The 18,945-nt window shown below is 50.7% G+C and carries 16 protein-coding genes and 1 other RNA gene; 5 read left to right on the top strand and 12 right to left on the bottom strand.

The genetic code is table 11. The features are described from left to right. Positions 1–67: 67 nt before the first annotated feature. Positions 68–1,174 carry a lipid-A-disaccharide synthase gene (lpxB, locus tag DFER_RS12700; protein ID WP_015812039.1) on the bottom strand — a complete coding sequence of 369 codons (1,107 nt, stop codon included), beginning with the start codon at positions 1,172–1,174 and terminating at the stop codon, positions 68–70. A gap of 36 nt (positions 1,175–1,210) precedes the next feature. Continuing rightward, positions 1,211–1,630, bottom strand: coding sequence for a 6-pyruvoyl trahydropterin synthase family protein (locus DFER_RS12705; RefSeq protein ID WP_015812040.1), 420 nt, complete (start codon positions 1,628–1,630; stop codon positions 1,211–1,213). A gap of 177 nt (positions 1,631–1,807) precedes the next feature. Here DFER_RS12705 and rfaD point away from each other — a divergent pair, with 177 nt between their 5' ends. The 3 genes from rfaD (at position 1,808) to DFER_RS12720 (ending at position 6,787) form a co-directional block, all read left to right on the top strand. Next, positions 1,808–2,773, top strand: a complete 966-nt coding sequence (rfaD, locus tag DFER_RS12710; protein WP_015812041.1) for an ADP-glyceromanno-heptose 6-epimerase — start codon at positions 1,808–1,810, stop codon at positions 2,771–2,773. A gap of 194 nt (positions 2,774–2,967) precedes the next feature. After that, the gene (gene sufB, locus DFER_RS12715; RefSeq protein WP_015812042.1) at positions 2,968–4,413 is read left to right on the top strand and encodes a Fe-S cluster assembly protein SufB; all 1,446 of its coding nucleotides are present in this window, start codon (positions 2,968–2,970) and stop codon (positions 4,411–4,413) included. Positions 4,414–4,513: 100 nt separating this feature from the next. Continuing rightward, positions 4,514–6,787 carry a monovalent cation:proton antiporter family protein gene (locus DFER_RS12720; RefSeq protein ID WP_015812043.1) on the top strand — a complete coding sequence of 758 codons (2,274 nt, stop codon included), beginning with the start codon at positions 4,514–4,516 and terminating at the stop codon, positions 6,785–6,787. Here the strand turns inward: DFER_RS12720 and DFER_RS12725 are convergent. Beyond that, complete coding sequence (locus tag DFER_RS12725) at positions 6,777–7,673, bottom strand: 1-aminocyclopropane-1-carboxylate deaminase/D-cysteine desulfhydrase (protein WP_041735055.1); 897 nt, start codon at positions 7,671–7,673, stop codon at positions 6,777–6,779. The genes DFER_RS12720 and DFER_RS12725 overlap by 11 nt on opposite strands. Before the next feature lie 38 nt (positions 7,674–7,711). Here DFER_RS12725 and DFER_RS12730 point away from each other — a divergent pair, with 38 nt between their 5' ends. Together DFER_RS12730 and DFER_RS12735 are read left to right on the top strand one after the other, a co-directional pair. Further along, on the top strand, positions 7,712–8,743 hold the full coding sequence (locus tag DFER_RS12730; RefSeq protein ID WP_015812045.1) for an RluA family pseudouridine synthase: 1,032 nt from the start codon (positions 7,712–7,714) through the stop codon (positions 8,741–8,743). A gap of 51 nt (positions 8,744–8,794) precedes the next feature. Then, the gene (locus DFER_RS12735) at positions 8,795–9,238 is read left to right on the top strand and encodes a GNAT family N-acetyltransferase (RefSeq protein WP_015812046.1); all 444 of its coding nucleotides are present in this window, start codon (positions 8,795–8,797) and stop codon (positions 9,236–9,238) included. A 44-nt stretch (positions 9,239–9,282) separates the two neighbouring features. Here the strand turns inward: DFER_RS12735 and trmD are convergent, their stop codons facing one another. From trmD to DFER_RS12775, 9 genes are all read right to left on the bottom strand, one after another. Continuing rightward, positions 9,283–9,957, bottom strand: a complete 675-nt coding sequence (gene trmD, locus DFER_RS12740; RefSeq protein WP_015812047.1) for a tRNA (guanosine(37)-N1)-methyltransferase TrmD — start codon at positions 9,955–9,957, stop codon at positions 9,283–9,285. Further along, positions 9,947–10,507 carry a ribosome maturation factor RimM gene (rimM, locus tag DFER_RS12745; RefSeq protein ID WP_015812048.1) on the bottom strand — a complete coding sequence of 187 codons (561 nt, stop codon included), beginning with the start codon at positions 10,505–10,507 and terminating at the stop codon, positions 9,947–9,949. Before rimM ends, trmD begins: the two co-directional genes overlap by 11 nt. Before the next feature lie 90 nt (positions 10,508–10,597). After that, positions 10,598–11,191 carry a 30S ribosomal protein S16 gene (locus tag DFER_RS12750; protein ID WP_015812049.1) on the bottom strand — a complete coding sequence of 198 codons (594 nt, stop codon included), beginning with the start codon at positions 11,189–11,191 and terminating at the stop codon, positions 10,598–10,600. A gap of 140 nt (positions 11,192–11,331) precedes the next feature. Next, positions 11,332–12,744, bottom strand: a complete 1,413-nt coding sequence (locus DFER_RS12755) for an OmpA family protein (protein WP_143828729.1) — start codon at positions 12,742–12,744, stop codon at positions 11,332–11,334. A 158-nt stretch (positions 12,745–12,902) separates the two neighbouring features. Continuing rightward, positions 12,903–13,314: RNase P RNA component class A (rnpB, locus tag DFER_RS29445), an RNA gene on the bottom strand. 108 nt (positions 13,315–13,422) lie between these two features. Further along, a complete protein-coding gene (locus tag DFER_RS12760; RefSeq protein ID WP_015812051.1) occupies positions 13,423–14,763 on the bottom strand; it encodes a DUF4403 family protein in 1,341 nt (446 codons plus the stop codon). 94 nt (positions 14,764–14,857) lie between these two features. Continuing rightward, positions 14,858–15,841: a Smr/MutS family protein gene (locus DFER_RS12765; RefSeq protein WP_015812052.1), complete on the bottom strand. Its 984-nt coding sequence runs from the start codon at positions 15,839–15,841 to the stop codon at positions 14,858–14,860. A 47-nt stretch (positions 15,842–15,888) separates the two neighbouring features. Next, positions 15,889–16,812 (bottom strand): DUF2279 domain-containing protein, encoded by a 924-nt coding sequence (locus DFER_RS12770; protein WP_143828730.1) that lies wholly within the window; start codon positions 16,810–16,812, stop codon positions 15,889–15,891. 22 nt (positions 16,813–16,834) lie between these two features. Continuing rightward, the gene (locus tag DFER_RS12775) at positions 16,835–18,907 is read right to left on the bottom strand and encodes a vWA domain-containing protein (RefSeq protein ID WP_015812054.1); all 2,073 of its coding nucleotides are present in this window, start codon (positions 18,905–18,907) and stop codon (positions 16,835–16,837) included. Positions 18,908–18,945 lie beyond the last annotated feature (38 nt).

Raw genomic sequence — 18,945 nt, forward strand, 5'->3', positions numbered from 1 at the left:
ACACACACTCTAATCTGTTTAATCGAGGCAACCCACTCCTCGAAGAGTCAGAAACGACTTTGGTAAGTTATCGGAGATATTTAACGATCAATCCCCCCGTCCGCTCGGAAGCTCCCGGGCCGCCAACCAGCTTCGCAAGCTGCTGGTAATCCTGCATTTGCTTCTCGTGCTGCTCACCGCCGGGAAGAATGCGCTGCAATTCCAAGACAAGGTTCCTCTCATTCAACTCATCCTGGATCAGCTCCCTAACCGCCTCTTTTTCCAAAATCAAATTCACCAGCGAAATGAACGGAATGCGGATCAGCCGCTTGGCCAATGCGTAGGAAATGGCGCTGGTGCGGTAGCAAACAACTTCCGGCACTTTGAGCAATGCAGTTTCCAAAGTGGCGGTACCCGAGGTTACAAGTGCCGCGTCTGCTACGGAAAGGAGGTCGTAAGTGCTTTCATAAACGATGGTCGCCTTGCCGCTGGATAAGTAGTGATCGTACAATTCCGAAGGCAGGTTTTTAACACCCGCGATTACATATTGATACCCCGGAAAATGCTTCTGCGTGGTAAGCATCGTGTTGAGCATGCCGGTGATTTCCTGCCTGCGGCTGCCGGGGAGCAGGGCGATAATGGGCCGGTCGTCGAGACCGTGCTTCGTCCGAAATGCGGGGTCGGGCGTGAATGCCGCGATGGCGTCCATGAGCGGGTTGCCCACGTAGTCGACGTCATAGTCGTATTCTTTGTAAAAATCTATTTCAAACGGGAAGATGACGAACATATGGTCCACGTTCGCCTTGATTTTCCAGGCGCGCTTCTGGTTCCACGCCCATACTTTGGGGGAAATGTAGTAAAACACTTTCAGTCCCCGCGACTTGGCGAATGAAGCAATGCGCAGGTTGAAGCCCGGATAATCAATCAGGATCAATGCATCGGGCTGATAATCGAGGATGTCCGCCTTGCATTTTTTGAGGAAGCCGGTGATCGTCCGGAGGTTCATCACCACTTCCAGGAACCCCATGAACGCCGTGTCTTTGTAATGCGTGACGAGCTGCATACCCTCGGCCACCATCATATCGCCGCCCCAACCCCTAAACTCGGCATCGGGATCGTTGGCCCTGATGCCCTTGATCAGGTTGGAGCCGTGAAGGTCGCCCGAGCGTTCGCCGGCGATCAGGTAATATTTCATAGGCAATCGGCTATGGGTCGGCGGCTGGCGCTGCGGCTACTCGCCGTAGTACTCCACGAAGTTCTTCGGTGTTTCTATGAGCTTGATATAGTGCAGTTTCGCATTAGGAGCGGCCTGTTCGATGGCCGGCGCCAGGATGTTCCATATTTCCATCACGAATATCTCGCAGGAGGCCATTTTGCCTTGCATGAAGTCCACATCGAGGTTCAGGTTCTTATGGTCCACCTTGTCCACGATCTGCCGTTTCATGATATCGCCCAGCACTTTCAGGTCGATCACGAAACCGGTTTCAGGGTCAGGCTTGCCTTTTACCGTAACAATCAACTCAAAATTATGCCCATGCCAGTTGTTGTTGGCACAGGGGCCGAACACTTCCTGGTTTTTCTCTTCACTCCACGCCGGGTTATAAAGCCTGTGCGCCGCATTGAAATGCTCTTTTCTTGTTACGTAAATCATAAAACTTCCTGCCACTTGATAATTCTGGTGCAAAATTACAGCTTGTATCCGTAGTTTTGTTTCTTAACAAGCGGATAACTAAAAAAAATCCTATTTCGCACTTAATATTTAAGAGTAGATCGGCGCGTTCCATTGCTCTTATCTGGCATTCTTTTTACAGTTAAACATATAATCTCGATGATTATCGTAACAGGAGCAGCCGGCTTTATTGGCAGCGGGCTTATCAGCCGCCTCAATCAGGACGGCTTTCAAAACATTATTGCAGTGGATGATTTTTCCAAAATCGAGAAGGCTGAAAACCTCGAAGGAAAGACCATCAAGGAAAAAGTAGAAAGGAATGCACTTTTCGAATGGCTGGATGCGAATAACCGCGACGTGGAATTCATTTTCCACATCGGTGCCCGCACCGACACCACGGAGTTCGACAAAGGAATTTTTGATGAACTGAATGTAAATTATTCCAAAGGCATCTGGGAAAAGTGTGTAGCTTACCAGATTCCCCTCGTGTACGCATCGTCTGCGGCCACTTATGGCCTCGGCGAGCACGGCTACGACGACAACGAGGCGACCCTCGGCCAGTTGAAGCCCCTCAATCCTTACGGAGATTCTAAAAACGAGTTTGACAAATGGGCACTGGCACAGGAGAAGAAGCCGTTTTTCTGGGCAGGCCTCAAATTCTTCAACGTTTACGGTCCGAACGAATACCATAAGGGACGCATGGCCTCGGTGATTTTCCATGCTTTTAACCAAATCAAAGCCACCGAAAAAATGAAGCTTTTCCGCTCGCACAACCCGGATTTCAAAGATGGCGAGCAAATGCGCGACTTCATTTACGTAAAGGACCTGATCGACGTTTGCATTTTCTTCATGCACCACCGCAAAAACTCCGGCATTTATAACCTCGGAAGCGGCAAGGCACGGACTTTCAAGGACCTGGTTACGAACACATTCCACGCCATGGGCAAAACGCCGGACATTTCGTTTATCGACACCCCGGCCGACATCCGTGACAAGTATCAGTACTTTACGCAGGCCAATATGAGCAAGTTGCGCTCGATCGGATATACCCGCCCGTTCAGCACGCTCGAAGAAGGCATTGATGATTATGTGAAGAATTACCTTTCGTCCAGCGCATATCTTTAAGCTGCCGCTACGACCAAAAAATGTGAAAAGACCTGCCGCCGCGGGTCTTTTCTGTTTTTAGCAGCCCGTAACCTATTTCCTCCGCCAGCTGCCGGAATCTCCACAATTTTGCGTATTTTTGACCCTCTGATTAAACTCAATCCCACTTCTCTGTGTTAGGATATTAGCAAACACAGTGTGACTTTATTACGACTATGAGCAAAGAAGAAGAATTGTTGGAGGAAATCACCAGTTCGGAATACAAGTATGGCTTTGTAACTGATATTGAGGCAGATGAGGCCCCTGCGGGCCTTAGCGACGATATTGTCAGGTTCATCTCGGCCAAAAAGAACGAGCCGGAGTGGATGCTGCAATGGCGTTTGAAAGCGTACCATTTGTGGCTCACTATGGACGAGCCGAAGTGGCCTAATGTGCACTATCCCCCCATCGAATTCCAGGCTATCAAATATTACTCGGCACCGAAGAAAAAGAAGGCTGTCGAGAGCATCGACGATATTGATCCGGAACTGCGCAATACATTCGAGCGCCTTGGGATTTCGTTGAACGAGCAAAAAAGGATCTCCGGCATCGCGGTCGACGCGGTAATGGACTCCGAGTCGGTTTTCACGACATTCAAGGATACGCTGAAAGAAAAAGGCATTATTTTTTGCTCAATCAGCGAGGCGATCCGTGAGCATCCGGAGCTGGTGAAGAAATACCTGGGCTCGGTTGTTCCGCCGAAGGATAATTACTACGCGGCGCTTAACTCGGCCGTGTTCTCCGACGGATCATTCGTTTACATTCCCAAAGGCGTTCGCTGCCCAATGGAGCTTTCGACCTACTTCCGTATCAATGCAGCGGGAACAGGCCAGTTCGAAAGAACGCTGATCATCGGCGACGAAGACAGCCACGTGAGCTACCTTGAAGGATGTACAGCGCCAATGCGTGACGAGAACCAATTGCATGCTGCGGTGGTGGAAATTTTCGCACACGACAATGCGAACGTCAAATATTCGACCGTACAAAACTGGTATCCAGGCGATAAGGACGGAAAAGGCGGTATTTATAACTTCGTAACGAAGCGCGGCCTTTGCGATGGTCCGAACTCTAAAATTTCCTGGACGCAAGTGGAAACAGGCTCGGCGATTACCTGGAAATATCCTTCGGTAATCCTGAAAGGCGACAACTCGATCGGTGAATTTTATTCGGTAGCTGTGACCAACAACATGCAGCAAGCCGATACCGGCACCAAAATGATCCACATTGGCAAAAACACCAAAAGCCGGATTGTTTCCAAAGGTATTTCAGCCGGAAAGAGCCAGAACTCCTACCGCGGATTGGTGCAGGTGTTCAAGAAGGCGGAAAAAGCGCGTAACTTCTCGCAATGCGACTCCCTGTTGCTCGGCGACAAATGTGGCGCGCACACGTTCCCTTACATTGAGGTGAACAACCCGTCGGCCACCGTAGAACACGAAGCGACCACTTCGAAAATCGGCGAGGACATTCTGTTCTATTGCAACCAGCGCGGTATTCCTACCGAGCAGGCGGTTGCGTTGATCGTGAATGGATATGCTAAAGAAGTATTAAACCAACTCCCGATGGAATTTGCCGTAGAAGCTCAAAAACTACTGGAAATCAGCCTCGAAGGAAGTGTAGGTTAAACCATCAGATAAGATAATACGCAAAAAGCCTTTGATTCGTCGAAGGCTTTTTGTATTTTATTGATCTTAAGTAAAGTTTTCCATCAACGATTTTCCCTTCATGACCCACGTTCCGCAACTAATCATTGACCTGTCGCTCATTTTGACGATGGCCGGTATCATTACCGTAATCTTCAAGAAATTGAAGCAGCCTATCGTGTTGGGTTACATTCTGGCCGGATTACTTGTTGGTCCTAACTTCCATTTGTTTCCCACCATTACCGACATCAAAACCATCGAGATCTGGGCCGAGATCGGCGTGATATTCCTGCTCTTCAACCTCGGTCTGGAATTCAGTTTCAAAAAACTGGTCAAAGTCGGGAATACGGCTGCTATTACAGGTTTGTTTGAAGTGTCCATGATGCTCGTCACGGGTTTTGTAACCGGGCAACTGCTCGGTTGGAGCAAAACCGACAGCCTTTTCCTAGGTGGCATTATCGCCATTTCCTCCACCACCATCATTTTCCGCGCATTCGATGAGCTGGGGCTGAAAACACAGAAATTCACCCGCGTCGTGATGGGCATACTGGTGATAGAGGATTTGACGGCGGTATTGCTTATGGTCTTGCTTTCGACGCTCTCGCTTAGCCAGCAGTTTGCCGGTTTTGAACTCATCCAATCCAGCCTCAAACTGTTCTTTTTTCTGACGATCTGGTTCCTGGGCGGCATTTTCGTGTTCCCTACCCTGCTTCGGCGCTACCGGCATCTGATGAACGACGAAAGCGTGCTGATCACTTCGGTGGCATTGTGCTTCGGAATGGTTTTTCTGGTTACCAAAGCGGGCTTTTCGGCTGCGTTAGGCGCATTCATCATGGGTTCTATCCTCGCCGAAACGACGCACGCCGAGAAGATAGAGCATTTGCTTAAACCCGTAAAAGACCTTTTCGGGGCCGTTTTCTTCATTTCCGTGGGGATGCTGATCAACCCCGGCCTTTTGCTGGAATACGCAGTTCCGACGGCAATTCTGGTGCTCGTAGTGATACTTGGCAAAACGATGTTCGTCACATTGGGTGCGGTTATCTCCGGTCAGCCATTGAAAAAATCGCTGCAATCCGGCATGAGTTTATCCCAAATCGGCGAGTTTTCTTTCATTATTGCCAATCTGGGCCTTTCCCTGAAAGTAACGAGCGGGTTCCTCTACCCGATCGCCGTCGGGGTTTCGGTGATCACTACGTTTGCTACGCCTTACATGATGAAGGCGTCCGAGCCCCTGTACGAATGGCTCGACCGGCGCCTGCCCGAAAAATGGCGGCATTATCTCAACCGGTACAGCACCAGCACCGAAACCATCACGCAAACTACTCAATGGAATGAAATCCTGAAATCCTACGCCCAGACAGTGATTTTGAACTCCGTCGTCGTGGTGGGCATTATCCTGGCGTCGTCGCGCCAGCTGGCCGAGCAGCTACACACGCGCGTGCCTGAGACGTTTATCACCAATTCGGTACTTTTTGGCATTACATTCCTGCTTATTTCGCCGTTTTTGTGGGCTTTGGTATTTAAAAGAGGCAACAGGAAAGCCTATTCGGCCATCTGGCTCAGCCGGAAATACAGCCGCGGGCCGCTGCTCCTGCTTGAACTTTCCCGGGTATTCATCGCCATTCTCCTGATGGCCTTCCTGCTCAACTCGTTTTTCTCGACCAAAACCGCCTTCATGGTGGCGGGCGGCATCATGATATTGGGCTTTGCCATTTTTTACCAGCGGCTACAACAGTTTTATCACAAAATCGAAGACCGGTTCCTGCAAAACCTCAATGCACGCCAACTCGAAGGAAGCGGCAAATCCAAGCGCATTCTCCTGCCCTGGGATGCTCATTTTGCTTTCCTGGAAGTGAGCGCCGACTCGAACCTGATCGGCAAGAGCTTGCAAGAGCTCAAAATCCGGGAGAATTTCGGGATTAATGTAGTGCTAATCGAGCGGGGCAGCAAAACGATCCATCTGCCGCGGCCCACGGAAGTACTTTACCCATGCGACCGCATCGAAGTCATCGGCACGGACGATCAGCTCGATATATTCCGGAGCCATATCGAGGTGAATACCAATGGCGACGTGTACATGGCGCACGAGGACAATGTGGTGCTGGAACGCGTGGAGGTGAAAACGCACCATAATATCCGCGGCAAAACCATCCGCGACAGCCAGATCCGCGAAATGACACACGGCATGATCGTCGGGCTGGAACGCAATGGCGAGCGCATTCTCAACCCCGATTCTTCGATGGTGATCGAAAACCAGGATGTGCTCTGGATCGCGGGCGACCGGGAGCTGATCAAGGAGTTTATGGCCAACAAGCCGGCCAACAGTGAGGAAGAAATGGTAGCCGTTACGCGCTGAGCGCTCCCTGTAACCCGCCGGTATGCACGGCCACGATGGTCGTGCCCCGCTGAAAACACCCGCTTTTGATCAGATCAAACAGGCCATAGAACATTTTGGCCGTGTAAACCTGCTCCAACCGGACGTCGAATTCGGCTGCGAAGTCGTGCATGAAATCGAGCAGTTCCTCATTCCATTTGGCATAACCGCCGAAATGGTAGTCGGTCAGCAACGAAAGCGTTCCTGATTGCGTGTAACCATCCAGCTGCTGACGAATGTCGTCAGCCAGAAAATCGCCGCCTTTTAATGCAGAAAAAGCGAGAACATCGGCTCCGGCGGAGAGGATACCCGCCGCGGTGCCGCCCGTTCCGGCAGCGGTGGCTATGAAATCCGGCATTGCACCGAGCTGCTCTTTGATTTCGGATACCATTTCGGCTACGCCCTGCAAGGCAAGGCGCGTCGTGCCGCCCTCGGGAACAATGTAGGGCGCGCCGAATCTTTCCGAAAGCTGTGCGAGGTAATCAACCGAATCCTTTTGCCGGTACTCGGCCCTGGATACGAAATGCAGCTCCATGCCCTGCTCCCGGCAAAACCGGAGCGTGGGGTTTTCCTTGGCTTCTAGTTCCAGCCCTCTTACAATGCCAATGGTGGCCAGGCCGAGCGCGCGGCCTGCCGCTGCGGTTGCGTACAAATGGTTGGAATACGCACCGCCGAAAGTCAGCACCGCCCGCTCGCCGCGTGCTTGTGCGTCGAGCAGATTGTATTTCAGTTTCCGCCATTTGTTGCCCGAAACCGCCGGATGAATGAGGTCATCTCGCTTTACATAAAGCTGTACGCTAGCATTTTCAGTGTCGGCATTCGATAGCCGCTGCAAGGGAGTGGGTGCTGCCGGACTTAGTAAATCCACTTATTTTAATAATTTTGTTGATAGCAAATCAAAACAGAATGTCCGAAGATCCAGTTGAAATTACCTCCGACGAGGACGATTTATTTGAACATTACCGCATTGTCGCCGACAAAGGCCAGAGCCTGATGCGGCTCGATAAATACCTGAATCTTCATGTAGCCAACGCTTCCAGGACAAAAATACAAAACGGCATCGAAGCAGAAGCGGTGCGTGTGAATGGCCAGCCGACCAAAGCCAGCTACAAGGTGAAGCCGTTCGATGTAGTTACGCTCTCATTGCCCCAGCCGCCGCGCGATACCGAGATCATCCCCGAGAACCTTCCGTTGGACATCATTTATGAGGACGATGTACTGCTGATCGTCAACAAAGCCGCTGGAATGGTTGTACACCCGGCTTTTGGCAACTGGACGGGCACGCTGATCAATGGCCTCGTTTACCATTTCCAGCAACTGCCTACCGGGCGCAATGGCGAAGGCCGCCCCGGTCTCGTGCACCGGATCGACAAAGATACTTCCGGCCTGCTCGTGATCGCGAAAACAGAATTTGCGATGACATTCCTCGCCAGCCAGTTTGCCGATCACTCAATAGAACGCACCTACCACGCATTGATCTGGGGCGAACCCAAAGCCGAAAAAGGCACCATTACCGGCCATGTCGGACGCAGCGCGCGCGACAGGCGTGTGATGGATGTGTATGTCGACGGAAGCCAGGGAAAGCACGCTGTAACGCATTATGAGGTGATCAAACCGCTTCGGTACGTATCGCTGATCAAATGTAACCTGGAAACCGGGCGCACGCACCAGATACGCGCGCACATGAAGCACATCGGCCACCCGATCTTCAACGACCCAATGTATGGCGGTGACAAGATCCTGCGCGGCGGTTCAAGCGGCAGTTTCAAAGCGATGGTCGAAAATGCATTCGGCCTTATCTCCGGCCAGGCGCTTCATGCCAAATCATTGGGATTTATACATCCTACTACACGAAAATGGATACAGTTCGACACCGAACTACCCGAAGGATTTCGAGCTATCCTCGAAAAGTGGGAAAACTACGTAAACTCTCAGTAGGAAGTAGTATATTCTCGTTTCTTAACCTTTCTAATCAATAAACCGCTTACCATGAATATTTCGACCAGGCAAGGGACAGCAGAGGATATACCCGCAATTTTTGAATTGGTGAAGGAGCTTGCGATCTACGAAAGAGCATTGAACCAGGTCACCAATAATGTTGATAAATTAACCCGCGACTACAACGAAAAACTGTTCGATTTTTTCGTTGCCGAAGTGGACTCAAAGATCATCGGGCTCTGCTTGTATTATTATCGATACTCCACCTGGAAAGGCAAGCGGCTTTATATGGAGGATATTATCGTCACCGAATCAATGCGTGGCAACGGAATAGGAAAGATTCTGTTCGATGCGACGGTGGTAGCCGCTAAAAATGTAGGCTGCACCGGGATGATGTGGCAGGTACTCGACTGGAACACGTCGGCGGTCAACTTCTACCGCAAGTACGGCACAAGCTTCGATAATGAATGGATCAATTGTAACCTGGACTTTTAAGGTCACAGGCTAGTGAAGTGATATAAAAAGGCCGGACCCGGTTGCTATTGCAACAGGTCCGGCCTTCTCTCTTTCGTTCTTTTGAGCGATTGCTCATAACGCCACTCCTCGATCTTCGCTTCATGCCCCGACATCAGTATTTCGGGCACTTTATGGCCTTCGAAATCAGCCGGGCGGGAATATACAGGCGGAGCCAGGAGGTTATCCTGGAATGAGTCCGTCAATGCGGAAGTTTCGTCATTCAGCACCCCCGGAATGAGTCGGATAATGGAGTCGGCCAGCACCGCGGCAGCCAGTTCGCCTCCTGAAAGCACGTAGTCTCCAATGCTGATTTCCTTTGTTACAAACAGATCGCGCACGCGCTGGTCGACGCCCTTGTAATGCCCGCAGAGCATCATCAGGTTGCCTTTCAGCGAAAGCTGGTTCACCATGCGCTGCTGCATTTGCTCGCCGTCCGGTGTGAGGTAAATGATCTCGTCGTACGTACGCTCCGCCTGCAATGCACGGATGCAGCGCGCGATCGGCTCGATTTGCAACACCATGCCCGCACCGCCGCCGAATGCATAGTCGTCGATCGTGCGGTGCTTGTTGGTGGAATAATCGCGGATGTCGTGGATAACGACTTCCACATGATTCGCCTGCTGTGCCCTTTTCAGGATAGAATGCGCAAAAAAGCTGTCGAGCAAGCTCGGTACGCAGCTCAATATATCAATCCGCATCATCGGGAATGCTATCAGATGAGTTATCGAGATACACTTCCAGGAGACCTTCCGGCAGGTTTACAAGCAGCGATTTGGCATCCTTATCCGCTTTGATCACAATGTCATTTGCAGTAGGGATCAGCACTTCCGAGCCCTGGAAGTCCATCGCGATCAGGTCCTGGCCATTCAGCGAATAGACTTCCCGAACGATGCCGAGATCGCCTTTCGTTTGATCTACTACTTTAAAACCTTTGATTTCGTGATAGTAGAATTCGTCTTCGCCCAGCTCGGCCAAGTCTTCCAGCGGCATGTAAAGTGAGCTTCCTACCAGCTTTTGCGCCTTTTCAATGGTGTCGATATCCTCAAAAGTGACGATCGCATTGCTTTGCTTCTGCAAATTGATCTCATCCACAAAGTAAGGGACCAGTTCGCCTTTAATCTCGACGTAAACCGTTTCCAGGTCTCCGTAATCTTCCGGATAATCCACATCCAGATAAATCACCACATTGCCGGCAGTCCCGTGGGTCCGCACGATATAGCCCAATAAATAACAGTTATCCTGTGTCATTTGCGGGAATTCTTAGTTTGGTTCTGTATAAAACAATATGAGTCTGTGCGGAAAACCGACAGACCCATAGCGCAATGTATGTACATTAAATTATTCTGCTGACTCTTCCGCAGTAGCATCGGCTTGTGGAGCTTCGGCTGCGTCGGTAGTTTCTGCTGCGTCGGTAGTTTCTGCTGCGTCGGCAGCTTCGTCAGCCACTTCCTCAGTTGCAACTTCTTCCGCAGGAGGAGTGTTTTTCTTAGCGATAGCCTCAGCACGAGCCTCGTTAACTTTACGTTCAGCGTCCAGTTTCGCTTTTTTGTCAGCGTCTTTCTTCTGTGCCAAGGTATCGGCAGCAGTAGTTTTACGATCTGTTTTCGAACCTTTCCACTCTTCAAAACGTGAATCGGCAACGTCCTGCGAGATTGCACCTTTCAATACACCTACTTGCAAGTGTTTGCGGAGCAATACGCCTTCGTGTTGCAAAATCGAACGCGCGGTGTCAGTCGGCTGAGCACCTTTCAAAAGCCAGTCAACCGCCTTGTCTGATTGCAGAACTACGGTAGCAGGCTGTGTTCCCGGGTTGTAAATACCCAATTTTTCGATGAAGCGACCATCACGTGGTGCTCTGGCATCTGCGACTACGATATCATAGATCGCTTTCTTTTTGCGTCCCCGACGCGCTAATCTGATTTTAACTGCCATTTGTGAATTTGTTATGGTTGGGAGCTCGTCCCGTAATTAAACAGGGTGCAAAGGTACGCAAAACTTTCCTGCTTTTGAACATTGGACAATAAAAAAGGGAGACAATTTCTTGTCTCCCTTCAAAGTGTTTCCCATAACTACTAGCGGCGGAAACCAGCCGGGTAAGTAGAGCGGATTGTATTGTTAGGCAGGATCTTGATCTCAACGCGACGGTTAGATTGAAGACCTTCCACAGTTGTGTTTTCTGCGATCGGGCGATATTCACCGTAGTACTCAGCGATGATACGGCTAGGATCTGTAAGTCCGGCGCGAACCAGGAAGCGTTTCGCTGCATCCACACGGCGACGTGACAGGCTTACGTTATAAGCGTCGGAAGCACGGGCATCGGTGTGACCTACGAGTACGATGCGGCAGTTGGTACGCATGTTCAACAGTTCAACCACTTTGCTGAGTGTTTCTTTCGAAGCATTGCGGATGATCGCTTTGTCAGTATCAAATTCGATGTTGCTGAACAACGCTTCGCATTCGTCTTTCGGCAGGTTGTTTTTGATCGCGTCGCGGATGATTTTGTCGATATCCAATGCAACACCACCACCTGATACGATGCTACCTGCTGGCGTGTTCGCTTCTTTGTCGAACAGGTCGGCTACGCCGTCACCATCGGAGTCAGTGTAAAGACGTGGGTCAACCGGCTTAGGCATGTTTGCTTTTGCGATTGAATCCGCATCGTTCATGGTCGGGTTGTAAGGAACCGGGATCAGCTGTTGCGGGTTAGCCCAACGCAGGTGGTAACGACCAGCAGCTGCATCGTATTTGCCGTCTTTTGCTCTCACTGCATTTTTACCCAGTTTGTAGGTCAATGCGAGTGAAACCATTCCGTAAGCATCGTTTCTTGAATCACCTTTGTTGAAGGTCCAGATTCCTTGCTGCGTAACGTAGTCGCTAAGGTCGCCTACTGTTGCATCCAGTTTTTCGGTGTTTACGAAGTTATGCGTGTAGTCGATACCGATGTCAAACCGCGAAGAAAGTTCGTAATGCAATGCAAAACCTGCTGGAACTACCCATTCACGTGTGTAAGTAGAACCGTCGCGTTCCCATTTACCGGCTGTTTTCGAGCTGGCGTCGGTGTTGGTGGAGAAGCTTCCGTCGATACCTTTCGTAACGTTGGTATAGTCGATGTCGGTGTGGTAGTAAATGATACCCCCTCCCAAATGCGCATCCAGTTTCCAGCGGCGGAACTTGTTATACCCGAACAGCAAACGGTTGACATTCAACGTTCCATCCAATGTCAACTGAACAAACGAAGGGCTGTTGAAGGTAGCGCTGTAAGTGTCACCGGTAAGTGAGCTGTAATGATTGTCTTTGGCACCTTGCAAGCGGCCGTTAAAGCCGGTCAGCTGGATACCAAAAAGCGGCGTAAGTTGCTTGTTTACTGAAAGCCCCCACGCGCCTGTTAATTCTTCCCGGTCTCCACGCTTGAAGCCATTGTACTGGGTCAAATCTCCGAAGAATTTTGTAATACCTCCGTAACCTGTAATTGACCACGTATTCATTTTGTTTGGTCCTTCATACGTACGGTTTTGAGCGTGCGTATTGTAACTCAGGAGGGTAGAACAAAGTAAAGCAACGTAAAGATTCTTTTTCTTCATGGGAAACACGCGTTATGTGATTCAATTCAAATATAGCATTGTAAATAAATTCAAAAATCAGAAAAAAAGCCAAGCCTGTAAGCCGGGTTCTGTCACGTAAACCAGGGAAATCCCCGATCTCCGCTCCTGCCATTTATCCAGGATTCCGGTCGCCCGGAACCTCTAACGATCTACCCGTGCCAGCGCCCCGAAGAGCAGGGACGAGCAGCCCCATAAACCGGCACCTATTTGATCTTTCAGCCCGTAAGGTTTACCATGCATTCCCTGTCGCCAGGAAACCGGTGGGCTCTTACTCCACCTTTTCACCCTTACCGTGGCGTACAAAAAATATGCCAGGGCGGTATTTTTTCTGTTGCACTTGCTGTCAACGAACCGTCGCCAATCCGTTGCCTTCCCGTTAGGAAGTACGGCGCTCTGTGCTGCCCGGACTTTCCTCCCCGGTTAAAAAACCGCAGCGGCAGGACAGCTTAGACCTTTCCTCTGACCACAAAGCTAAGAAATACTTTCTTTCGATCAGCAGTCAATATACCATAAAAAGTAAAAAAAAATGGCACTTACACTGATTATTGTACAAATTTCTAATCAGATTCCTTTCAATCCGTCGACTTTCAAATTCACTTTTCCAGTCGCAAATACAACAGAATAAAGATGTTTCGGAGTGAGGTAAACCTTATCGGGTACAATATCGGAAAGTATTCCTTTTACAACTACACCTTCGGTGACTTTATAATTAGCCAGCGTTTTCTGGATCGTGCTCTTGGCATCGGCGATCTGGCCGCCCACAGGGAATATCATTTTCTTCTCCATCATCCGGCTGAACTGCCCCTGCAATAGCCAACCCGCCGTTCGCACGATCGTATTTCTTGTGTCCAGGTCATAATCAAGCCCTTTCAGCGACAATTGCTGCGTCGCGGGATCATAATAAGGGATTCCCTTTAAGTAAATATCCCCGCTGATGCTCCCTTTCAGTCCGGCCTTGATCACCAGCCGGTCGTTCTGCCCGTACATGTCGATCGACGTCACTTCTACATGATACTGTCCGCCCAGAAAAGAGAATTTTTCCCCGGCAAACTGCCTTGTGGCCAGCCGTGCGGCATCTTCGTACGAGACCAGGCTGATGAGCCCGATTTTGAAATCGTCCTGAACTTTCTCAACAATCCGCAGATCCGGCAGCTTTTGAGCAGGCGCGACCGCCGGTTTCATGGCCGAAGTCACTGTTTGAGTATAACCTTTAATCCCGATCACCGACCGCAAAATGTTATTTTTCGCCAATAACGGGGTCATTTCCACGCCCGTAGGCACAATCACGAGCCAGGTGTCGTACTCCTGCGCCAGCATTACCGGCTGCCGCGCCAGGTTCCAGGCCACTTCGGCATTCTTTTTCAATTCAAGGTTCGATGACACCTGCTGGTCGATGGCGTCGGTGATTTTGTCAAAATTCTTACTCAGCATCCGGCTTACCATCCCTTTAATGGGGATATTGATGCCCGCCACGCGGATACTCGGCTCGCTGATCCAGTCGTAACTGTCCACATACGTGTCCGATTTGATCTGCCACGACGGCGTAATGCCTATTTTGGAAATCAGCCGGATGCGGATGGAAAACTCTGTATCCTTGTATCCCGACATCGTCATGCCCAGCGGACTGACCTTGTAACCCGCACTGACCCAGATTTTCAGGGGTACTTCAAAAAGAAAAGAGGAATCGATCGCCACGACTTTGATCGGGCTGATTTTCCAGACTTTCGCTTTCAGGTTGTCGTTATTATCGTCTTCGTAACTGTTGTCGTCGTAGATCAACCCTTTGATCTGGTTGTTGATCTGCTTCTCGATCTCAGCAACCGGGACCTCGACGGGCACATTCAGTACCGATAAATGCTTCTCGTTTTGGATCTCCTTATCCGAATATTTGTATTCTTCCATAGGGGCCTTAGGGGAGGTTTTCTTAGAACCGCAGCTCCAAAAAACAGCGGTTGTCAGAACGATTATCCAAAAATAACCGCGCCTGACGCCTGCATTACTTGATTTTGACGAGCGTTGCACCGTATCCGAATTTCTCTTTTAATGCATCTTTGAAAAACTGCACATGCTGATTTTTGCCCAGCCTGCGGTGCAGCTCGTTCTTCAACGCGCCGCTGCCTGCGCCATGTATAAACGTGATCTCGTCCATTCCATTGGCAATGGCCGATTCGAGGCTGCTTTCGAATACATCGAGCTGCTTTTTCAGGATCGTGTCGTTCGACAGCCTTTTGGCATTGTTCACCAGTTTTTCGATGTGCAGGTCAACCACCTGCTCGGGTTTGGGAATGCTCTTCTGCTCGGGAGCGGGCTGGCCGAGCATGCTTGCCTTGATTTCCCCTGCCACGTCGTCGGAAATGCCCGGCGTTTCGCGTTTCAGGTTTTCTTCATCCAGCTGATACACAAAGCCGTCCTTCGCCAACACAGGCACTTTGCCCTTATTTTTGTAGAACGACTGAGCCCGGCAGCGAATGCGCTTGTTCAACGCGACGGGCAACTGGTGGTTTCCCTCCCTGAAATACAGGACTTTCATGTCAAACACCGGCCAGGTTTCGAAATCTTTCATCAAAACCTCCGTCAGTTTTTGGCATGTGCGCGGTTGCAGCACGCCCGCAGCCAGTCCGGTCGTCACCGATTCGGAAGCCGCCGTGGCTGTAAATGGCAATATCCAGTCGGTGTTGTTGATCACGTGCACGGTCAAAGCGCGATCGTTGATGGAAATAAATGCCAGGTAAATGCCTTTTTCGGCAAATGGCGCATTGCGCGGCACGATCACATCGGCACGGGCTGCTGCGGGCTTTGGCTCTTCCGGCTTCACCATCCGCTGCGATTCCACAGGTGAAATCGTAACGACTTCGTTCTTCATGACAGGAATGCGAAATCCGTCTTCAATCTCTATTTCAACCACATTACCAGGAAGAAACGCATAAACGACGCCTTCTTCCCTCCCGTGGACCAATCGTACTCTATCTCCGATATTCATAGTCAATATTGCTTTCCAACCGCCCGAACATATTGTTCAAGAGGTGTTTAAAAATAAAATGGTTTAAAATCGACGCCGTTTTTGGTGATCTGCAACGCCGGTGCGGGGATCTTGACCGAATTCAAGAGGAAACCCAGCGTTTTAACAAACTTGCTCCTCGTTTTGATCTTCGTCAGATCGATATCCATGGATAAATAATACTGCCGGTAAGGCCGGTAACCCATTTCAATGCTTTTGTCCGGTTCAGCCGACACCATATCCTGAATCCCGTAACCTACTGAAAAACATAGCCAGGCAGGCCATCGCGAACCTTTAAAAAATGATTTCGGACTCGCCGAAAACCAGTAAGTCTGCCCATTGTAATCTTTCAGCCACCGCTCCGACCACGTGCTTCCGAGCAACTCCGGCCGTACCCGCGCCAGGGAAGTATAATGGAATGAGAACTTGGGTTGTATACGAACCTCGTCCCACAGCGCCACCTGCCCCAGGTAGAGCGCCGAACCGCTGATGTTCGCGATCATATCGCCCGGCGAAAAGCCGTAGTCGGGCGAGAAGCCATCGAGTATCTCGATCGGCGTTTGGAAGATTACACCTGAAATGGCGCCGTAAACAAGCATTTGCCGTTTCGAAATCCCTGTTTTTTTGTACAGCGCGGCGGTGTGGCGGGCAATTTGGTACGATGTGTAAAGGTGCCCCATTTTGTCCATTTGTAACCACTCGTGGGAGTCGTCCTCAATGGTGAAGCGAGTCAGCTTGTTCTTATACCACGATTTGCTTAGGCCGTACAGTGTGCCCAGGTAAACCGCCGACTGCGCCGCGAAAATCCCGCGCAGCATTTTGTAATTAGGCCTTACGGCGGCGGTAGAGTCGCTGGCGAGGGTATCGCCCGGCATAATGGCCCCCTGCGCATTTGCATGCGAAAGGCTGCCGGTGAGTACAGAAATCAGTAAACAATGAAGAATAAAACGCATTCGATTATCGCGGGACCAGAGCTTAATAACCGCCATGGTACTTTCTGAGGCCCCATTCCGCACCCAGCAACACAACGAGCAGGAAGAACAGCCATTTCAAATGGATCAGTTCCACCATGTCTTCGGTACTGTCGAGCCTGTCGGCCGGGCGGTCATTTTTTAGTTTTTGAATAAATTCTTGCAGCGATGCAGGCGTGATGAAAGCACCTCCCGACCGCCTCGCCAGATCTCGGAGCATTCCGAAATCTGCCGTGGTATTATTAAGTTCAAGATCGGCATTACGGATCACAAACTGCCCTGAAACACTTTCCTGCTTTCCCTTCAACGTCGTGGATGCGGCGTAGCGGTACACGCCGTCGGCCAGCCCGCTCACGTTGAACCGGGGCGTTTCTTTGGAATGGGTGTAAGAAAACTGTTTCCTTTTACCTTTTTCGTCCACCACTTCCAGCTTCACTTCCTGACCGAAAACCGGCTCGTAAATATCATTATACACCTCCGTCTGAAACGAAACCTGCTCGCCGGCTTCGAATTCGTTGCTGATCGGATACACGCGGAATTTCCGGCGGTCTTCTTTCACTGAAAGTACCTGGATCAGCTTCTGGAAAAGGTTATCCACCACTTCCTGCTTGTTGGTTTGCGCAAATTCCTCCTGCCGCCATTGCCACAGTCCTTCTCCGGCGAGAACAGCCGTCTTATGGTCGCCGTTGGTGTTCAATACCAGCAGCGGCTTGTTGGTATTCAGTGTTCCTACCTTTTGATAAAGGATCGTTTCCGTTCCCGAAGCAAGGTTGTACTCGCCGAAAGGCACGGAAAGCGGCGGAAGGCGTTCCAGCAATTTAAGGCTCTCCGCATCGAGGTTTAGCTGTGAAAACGAAGGGTTAAAACGCGCCGTCACTCTGTCGACCTGGTTATTCGCCGATGCATTGATAAACAGCGACCGGTTCAGCGAGCTCGCCAGCGGTACCGCCGACTGGTTACCCAAAATGAAGAACAGCGGCGTTTTCGCATCGAGGAACTTCCTCACCTGCGCATTGCCCAGTCCGAGCACATTCGGGATCTGATGCAGGATGACGAGGTCATAAGGCTTGGCGCTTGCAGGCGGGTTATTCGCGATGGACAGAATGTTGATGTCCAGCTCGTAATTATCATTCGCTTCGATCAAACTGCGAATGCCCTTGATATCCGGGTGCGGTGCGAGGGCCATAAGCAGGATCTTTTGCCGACCGTCGATAATGTCGATATAAACCTCTTTCCGGTTGTTTCTGCCCGAAGTTTCGCCCGAAACCGCCCCCAGCTCGATGGTATAATGCTGGACGCCTTTTTGTGCGGAAGAGGTTTTGAAATCAAATGCCTTGAAATAATCCGCGCGGTCGATCACCACCGGCTGGCTCTGGATCACGCGCCCGTTTTGCTTCAAAGTCACGGTCGTGCTTTTTCCCTGCAAGCCGTTTGCCGCAATTTCGGCCCGGATCGGAAACTCATTTCCCAGGTAGGCAATGCGGTTGCTCACCACATCTTTGACCCGGATATCTAGCTTCGGAACCGAGTCGCCCACTGCCAATGCATTCACCCGGAACGGATAACGGTTGTAGGCCGGCGATACGCCCTGGTTTACAATCCCGTCCGAAAGCAGCACCACGTCGGTCAGATTTCTGCCTTCGAAATTGCCCCGCACATTTTGCAGCAGCGCGGCCAGGTTGGTTTTGTTTTGGTTAAATCGAAGGGAATCGGTATTCTTTTCGGTGCCTTCGAGCGTTTCTACACTCACCTCAAAACCCGCATCGTTCAGATCGCGGGTGGCAGCCCTCACCTGCTCCATTGCGGCCTGGCCGTATTTCCCTACCGATTCGGAATTATCGATCGCGAAAACGATCTTGGCCTTATCGACCGAACTTTGCGTGCGCCGCACAAGCGGGCTCAGCAGGAGAAAGCAAATCAATGCCACCACAATTCCCCGCACAGCTGCCAGTCCGTAGTTCAGTTTCTTCCCCCAGGCCGGTTGCGGCTGATACAGCAGCCAGGCATAAGCCAGGCCCGCAAGCACGCAGAATATGATGAACCAGTAAGGGGTTTGGAATATGAGTTCTGACCGCATGTGTTGGGATTCAATAGCTGGCGACGTTACAATATAAC

It is taken from the genome of Dyadobacter fermentans DSM 18053 (assembly GCF_000023125.1).
GTDB lineage: Bacteria > Bacteroidota > Bacteroidia > Cytophagales > Spirosomataceae > Dyadobacter > Dyadobacter fermentans.

Coding starts and splice junctions, on each gene's coding strand:
- DFER_RS12755 (WP_143828729.1), bottom strand. CDS start 12,744: ATGAATACGTGGTCAATTACAGGTTACGGAGGTATTACAAAATTCTTC.
- sufB (WP_015812042.1), top strand. CDS start 2,968: ATGAGCAAAGAAGAAGAATTGTTGGAGGAAATCACCAGTTCGGAATAC.
- DFER_RS12730 (WP_015812045.1), top strand. CDS start 7,712: ATGTCCGAAGATCCAGTTGAAATTACCTCCGACGAGGACGATTTATTT.
- DFER_RS12705 (WP_015812040.1), bottom strand. CDS start 1,630: ATGATTTACGTAACAAGAAAAGAGCATTTCAATGCGGCGCACAGGCTT.
- DFER_RS12760 (WP_015812051.1), bottom strand. CDS start 14,763: ATGGAAGAATACAAATATTCGGATAAGGAGATCCAAAACGAGAAGCAT.
- rimM (WP_015812048.1), bottom strand. CDS start 10,507: ATGACACAGGATAACTGTTATTTATTGGGCTATATCGTGCGGACCCAC.
- DFER_RS12765 (WP_015812052.1), bottom strand. CDS start 15,841: ATGAATATCGGAGATAGAGTACGATTGGTCCACGGGAGGGAAGAAGGC.
- trmD (WP_015812047.1), bottom strand. CDS start 9,957: ATGCGGATTGATATATTGAGCTGCGTACCGAGCTTGCTCGACAGCTTT.
- DFER_RS12775 (WP_015812054.1), bottom strand. CDS start 18,907: ATGCGGTCAGAACTCATATTCCAAACCCCTTACTGGTTCATCATATTC.
- DFER_RS12720 (WP_015812043.1), top strand. CDS start 4,514: ATGACCCACGTTCCGCAACTAATCATTGACCTGTCGCTCATTTTGACG.
- lpxB (WP_015812039.1), bottom strand. CDS start 1,174: ATGAAATATTACCTGATCGCCGGCGAACGCTCGGGCGACCTTCACGGC.
- DFER_RS12750 (WP_015812049.1), bottom strand. CDS start 11,191: ATGGCAGTTAAAATCAGATTAGCGCGTCGGGGACGCAAAAAGAAAGCG.
- DFER_RS12770 (WP_143828730.1), bottom strand. CDS start 16,812: ATGCGTTTTATTCTTCATTGTTTACTGATTTCTGTACTCACCGGCAGC.
- DFER_RS12735 (WP_015812046.1), top strand. CDS start 8,795: ATGAATATTTCGACCAGGCAAGGGACAGCAGAGGATATACCCGCAATT.
- rfaD (WP_015812041.1), top strand. CDS start 1,808: ATGATTATCGTAACAGGAGCAGCCGGCTTTATTGGCAGCGGGCTTATC.